We start from the raw sequence: 5,618 nt of genomic DNA, 5'->3' as shown, positions 1-5,618 counted from the left end.
AAGACCAAGACCAAGACCAAGGATCAGACCAAGGATCAGACCGAGGCCACCGGGGCCACCAAGGTCACCGAGGACGAAGCCGCCCGCGCCACAGCCGCCGCCGTCCAGGACCTCGTCCGCCTCCGAGGCGAGGGCCGCAGCGGCGAGGCGCACGGCGTACTCGTCGAGGCGACCGCCTGGCCCGCCGCCCGCCTGCCCCGGTTCGCCGTGGAGCTGCACCAGGCCGGCCTCTCCGCGGACTGGGCGACCCTGCTGTGGGAGGCCGCGTCCCTGCCCCCGGACCGCCTCGTCGCACTCGCGGACGCGCTCGCGGGCGCGGGCCGCGCCGACGACTGCCGGAAGCTGCTGCGCCAGGGCGTCGCCCGCCCCGCGCCGGAGATCGCGGAGGCGGTCCTCGCGCTGCTGGACGCGGGCCGCGAACGGGAGGCCCGCGCGCTCCTCGACTCCTACCTCCGGGTCCGCACCGCCGAGGACGCCGCGCGCTGCGCTCACACGGACCCGTATCGCCTCATCCCCCTGCTCCTGGAGACGGCGAAGGACGTCTCGGAGGAACACCACTGGGACCTGGTGCACGCACTCCGGGTGGCGGGCTTCAGCGCCTGACCCCCCGGCGGCTCACCGGCGCCCCTGCGACCCGCAGCTGCCACCCGCTCCCGACCCGCAGCCGGCCCCGCCGCTCCCGACCTCCGTCCCTTTCCGCCCGTTTCTCGCCCGCTCGGGTACGAATCATGATCGACTCCGGCGGTTGTCGGAGATGGTCTTGCTCAGGCCGCGGGGAGAGGCATACGTTCTCCTATCTACGCACGAAGTCTACGGGCGTAGAGGCTCTCTGACGTCCTCTCAAGGGGCAAGTGAAGGAGCATCTCATGGCCAACGTCGTACGCGCCGCACTCGTCCAGGCGACCTGGACAGGCGACACCGAATCCATGATCGCCAAACATGAGGCGCACGCCCGTGAGGCGGCCCGTCAGGGCGCGAAGATCATAGGGTTCCAAGAGGTCTTCAACGCCCCCTATTTCTGCCAGGTCCAGGAGCCCGAGCACTACCGCTGGGCCGAACCGGTCCCGGACGGCCCCACCGTGACCCGCATGAAGGCGCTCGCCCGCGAGACGGGCATGGTGATCGTGGTCCCCGTGTTCGAGGTCGAGCAGTCCGGGTTCTACTACAACACCGCGGCCGTGATCGACGCCGACGGCACCTACCTCGGCAAGTACCGCAAGCACCACATCCCGCAGGTGAAGGGCTTCTGGGAGAAGTACTACTTCAAGCCGGGGAACGCGGGCTGGCCGGTCTTCGACACGGCCGTCGGCAAGGTCGGCGTCTACATCTGCTACGACCGCCACTTCCCGGAGGGCTGGCGCCAGTTGGGCCTGAACGGTGCTCAGATCGTCTACAACCCCTCCGCCACCTCCCGCGGCCTCTCCGCGTACCTCTGGCAGCTCGAACAGCCCGCGGCCGCCGTCGCCAACGAGTACTTCGTCGCCGCGATCAACCGCGTCGGCCGGGAGGAGTACGGCGACAACGACTTCTACGGCACGAGCTACTTCGTCGACCCGCGCGGTCAGTTCGTCGGCGAGCGGGCGAGCGACAAGGAAGAGGAACTCCTCGTCAGGGACCTCGACTTCGGCCTCATCGAGGAAGTACGCCAGCAGTGGGCGTTCTACCGAGACCGCCGCCCCGACGCCTACGAAGGGCTGGTGCAGCCGTGACCGACCTGTACGACCGCCACCGGGCCGTGCTGCCCGACTGGCTCGCGCTCTACTACCGGCGGCCGATCGAGCTCACCCACGGCGAGGGCCGCCACGTCTGGGACGCCGAGGGCAACAAGTACCTCGACTTCTTCGGCGGCATCCTCACCACGATGACCGCGCACGCCCTGCCCGAGGTCACCAAGGCGGTGAGCGAGCAGGCGGCCCGGATCATCCACTCCTCGACGCTCTACCTCGACCGCCCCATGGTCGAACTCGCCGAGCGCGTCGCGGCGTTGTCCGGCATCCCGGACGCCCGCGTCTTCTTCACCACGTCCGGCACCGAGGCCAACGACGCCGCCCTGCTGCTCGCCACCACGCACCGCCGCTCGAACCAGATCCTGGCGATGCGCAACAGCTACCACGGCCGCTCCTTCTCGGCCGTCGGCATCACCGGCAACCAGGCGTGGTCGCCGACCAGCCTCTCGCCGCTCCAGACGCTGTACGTCCACGGCGGCGTCCGCAGCCGCGGCCCGTACGCCGCCCTGGGCGACGCCGACTTCATCGCGGCCTGCGTCGCCGACCTGCGGGACATGCTCGGGCAGACGCGCGGGGGAGTGGCGGCGCTGATCGCCGAACCGATCCAGGGCGTCGGCGGCTTCACCTCGCCGCCCGACGGGCTGTACGCGGCGTTCCGCGAAGTCCTCGACGAGCACGGCATCCTGTGGATCGCCGACGAGGTGCAGACCGGCTGGGGCCGCACCGGCGAGCACTTCTGGGGCTGGCAGGCGCACGGGCGCAGCGGTCCGCCGGACATCCTCACCTTCGCCAAGGGCATCGGCAACGGCATGTCCATCGGCGGTGTCGTCGCGCGCGCCGAGGTCATGAACTCCCTCGACGCCAACTCCATCTCGACGTTCGGCGGTTCCCCGGTCACGATGGCGGCCGGCGTCGCCAACCTCGCGTACCTCCTGGAGCACGACCTCCAGGGCAACGCGCGGCGCGTCGGCGGGCTCCTCATCGAGCGGCTGCGGGCGATCTGCGCCCAGCTGCCCGTCGTACGCGAAGTGCGCGGCCGAGGCCTGATGATCGGGATCGAACTGGTCGAGCCGGGCACCGACCGCCCCCACCCGGAGGCGGCCGCCGCCGTGCTCGAAGCGGCCCGTGAGGGCGGTCTGCTCATCGGCAAGGGAGGCGGCCACGACACCAGCGTGCTGCGCGTCGCCCCGCCGATGTCACTGACCGTCGCGGAGGCCGAGGAGGGCGCCGCGATCCTCGAACGGGCCCTGCGGAGCGTCTAGTCCACTGCCGCACTGCCGCACTGCCGCACTGCCGCACTGCCGCACTGCCGCACTTCCGTACGACCCCTGCCCGCGCGCACGACCCGGCGCGCGGGGCCACGCCCGCGGGACAGCTCGCAGGACATCCCGCACGTAGCGCGCAAGCAGCTCGCAGGAAACGGAGCGCAGCCCATGAGTACCCGCACCCTGATCCGCGGCGGACTCGTCGTCACCGCCGCGGAGGAGACCCACGCCGACGTACTGATCGAGGACGGCAGGATCGCCGCCCTCGCCGCGACCGGCTCCGGCGCGGCGGAGGCCTGGACCGCCGACCGCGTCATCGACGCCACCGACAGGTACGTCATCCCGGGCGGAGTCGACGCCCATACGCACATGGAGTTCCCGTTCGGCGGCACGTTCTCGTCGGACACCTTCGAGACCGGCACCCGGGCCGCGGCCTGGGGCGGCACCACCACCATCGTCGACTTCGCGGTGCAGTCGGTGGGCCACACGCTGCGCGAGGGCCTCGACGCCTACTACGCGAAGGCGGACGGGAAGTGCGCGATCGACTACGCCTTCCACATGATCGTCTCCGATGTGAACGACCGGACGCTGAAGGAGATGGACCTCCTGGTGGAGGAGGGCGTGACCTCCTTCAAGCTCTTCATGGCGTACCCCGGCGTCTTCTACAGCGACGACGGGCAGATCCTGCGCGCCATGCAGCGCGGCGCCGCCAACGGCGGGCTGATCATGATGCACGCCGAGAACGGCATCGCGATCGACGTGCTCGTCCAGCAGGCCCTGGAGGCCGGGCGGACCGACCCCCGCTACCACGGCGAGGTCCGCAAGGCGCTCCTGGAGGCCGAGGCGACGCACCGCGCCATCAAGCTGGCGCAGGTCGCGGACGCGCCGCTCTACGTCGTGCACGTGTCGGCGCAGGAGGCGGTGGCCGAGCTGGCGCGCGCCCGCCACGACGGCCTGCCGGTCTTCGGCGAGACCTGTCCGCAGTACCTGTTCCTGTCCACCGACAACCTCGCCGAGCCGGACTTCGGGGGCGCCAAGTACGTGTGCTCGACGCCCCTGCGGCCGAAGGAGCACCAGGCAGCGCTCTGGCGCGGACTGCGCACCAACGACCTGCAAGTGGTGTCGACCGACCACTGCCCCTTCTGCTTCACGGGGCAGAAGGAGCTGGGCCGCGGCGACTTCTCCAGGATCCCCAACGGCATGCCGGGCGTGGAGAACCGCATGGACCTGCTCCACCAGGCGGTCGTCGACGGCCACATCACCCGCCGCCGCTGGATCGAGATCGCCTGCGCGAGCCCGGCCCGGATGTTCGGCCTCTACGGCAAGAAGGGCACGATCGCGCCGGGCGCGGACGCGGACGTCGTGATCTACGATCCGGCCGCCGAGCAGACGATCTCCGCCGAGACGCACCACATGAACGTCGACTACTCCGCGTACGAGGGCAAGCGGCTGACCGGACGGGTGGAGACGGTTCTCTCGCGCGGCGAACTCGTCGTCACGGAGCGGGAGTTCACGGGACGTGCCGGGCACGGCTCGTACGTTCCGCGCGGCACGTGCCAGTACCTGGGCTGAGACCGGACGACGAATTGATCAGGAAGGGGCTTCCCATGGACTTCGGACTCGTCCTGCAGACCGACCCGCCGGCTTCCGGTGTCGTCGACTTGATGAAGCGCGCGGAGGGCGCCGGGTTCACCTACGGGTGGACGTTCGACTCGTGCGTGCTGTGGCAGGAGCCGTTCGTCATCTACAGCCGGATCCTGGCGGAGACGAACACGCTGCGGGTCGGCCCGATGGTCACGAACCCGGGCACCCGCACGTGGGAGGTCACGGCGTCGACCTTCGCCACACTGAACGACATGTACGGCAACCGCACGGTGTGCGGCATCGGCCGCGGCGACTCCGCGATGCGCGTCGCCGGGCGCAAGCCCAACACGCTGGCCCGCCTGGGCGAGGCCATCGACGTGATCCGCGATCTGGCGGAGGGGCGCGAGACCCGGGTCGACGGCGAACCGGTGCGGTTGCCGTGGGTGCGGGAGGGGCGGCTGCCGGTCTGGATGGCGGCGTACGGCCCGAAGGCGCTGGCCCTGGCCGGGCAGAAGGCCGACGGCTTCATCCTCCAGCTCGCCGACCCGTATCTGACGGAGTGGATGGTCAAGGCGGTGCGTCAGGCGGCGGCGGACGCGGGCCGCGACCCGTCGGACGTGAAGATCTGCGTGGCCGCGCCCGCGTATCTGACCGCGGACGACTCCCCGCAGGCGCTGGCGCACGCGCGGGAGCAGTGCCGCTGGTTCGGCGGCATGGTGGGCAACCACGTGGCGGACCTGGTGTCCCGCTACGGCGAGCACTCCGGCGCGGTCCCGGAGGCGCTGACCGAGTACATCAAGGCGCGCAAGGGCTACGACTACTCCCACCACGGCCGCACGGACAACCCGGACACGGCGTTCGTGCCCGACGAGGTCGTGGACCGCTTCTGCCTCCTGGGCACGGCGGAGCGACACGTGGCGAAGCTGCGCCAGTTGAAGGAGCTGGGGGTCGACCAGTTCGCGGCGTACGCGATGCACGACGCGCGCGAGGAGGTCATCGACGGGTACGGGGAGCGGGTGATCGGGGAGTTGGGGGACTGAGG

4 protein-coding genes and 1 pseudogene are annotated in these 5,618 nt (G+C 70.8%); all 5 read left to right on the top strand.

Annotated elements, in window-relative coordinates:
* Positions 1-603, top strand: a pseudogene (locus tag AOK22_RS18685) (hypothetical protein); the annotation flags it as partial.
* A gap of 263 nt (positions 604-866) precedes the next feature.
* The gene (locus tag AOK22_RS18680) at positions 867-1,709 is read left to right on the top strand and encodes a nitrilase-related carbon-nitrogen hydrolase (RefSeq protein ID WP_055699811.1); all 843 of its coding nucleotides are present in this window, start codon (positions 867-869) and stop codon (positions 1,707-1,709) included.
* The gene (locus AOK22_RS18675) at positions 1,706-2,989 is read left to right on the top strand and encodes an aspartate aminotransferase family protein (protein WP_055699810.1); all 1,284 of its coding nucleotides are present in this window, start codon (positions 1,706-1,708) and stop codon (positions 2,987-2,989) included. Before AOK22_RS18680 ends, AOK22_RS18675 begins: the two co-directional genes overlap by 4 nt.
* A 171-nt stretch (positions 2,990-3,160) precedes the next feature.
* Entirely contained in the window at positions 3,161-4,564 is a 1,404-nt protein-coding gene (hydA, locus tag AOK22_RS18670) for a dihydropyrimidinase (RefSeq protein WP_055699809.1), read from the top strand.
* Positions 4,565-4,599: 35 nt separating this feature from the next.
* Positions 4,600-5,616: a TIGR03842 family LLM class F420-dependent oxidoreductase gene (locus tag AOK22_RS18665; protein WP_055699808.1), complete on the top strand. Its 1,017-nt coding sequence runs from the start codon at positions 4,600-4,602 to the stop codon at positions 5,614-5,616.
* The last annotated feature ends 2 nt before the right edge of the window (positions 5,617-5,618 follow it).

It is taken from the genome of Streptomyces silaceus, from assembly GCF_001419745.1.
Taxonomy (GTDB): Bacteria; Actinomycetota; Actinomycetes; order Streptomycetales; family Streptomycetaceae; genus Streptomyces; species Streptomyces silaceus.
This window is presented reverse-complemented; position numbering and strand designations above follow the sequence as displayed.

Coding starts and splice junctions, on each gene's coding strand:
- hydA (WP_055699809.1), top strand. CDS start 3,161: ATGAGTACCCGCACCCTGATCCGCGGCGGACTCGTCGTCACCGCCGCG.
- AOK22_RS18665 (WP_055699808.1), top strand. CDS start 4,600: ATGGACTTCGGACTCGTCCTGCAGACCGACCCGCCGGCTTCCGGTGTC.
- AOK22_RS18680 (WP_055699811.1), top strand. CDS start 867: ATGGCCAACGTCGTACGCGCCGCACTCGTCCAGGCGACCTGGACAGGC.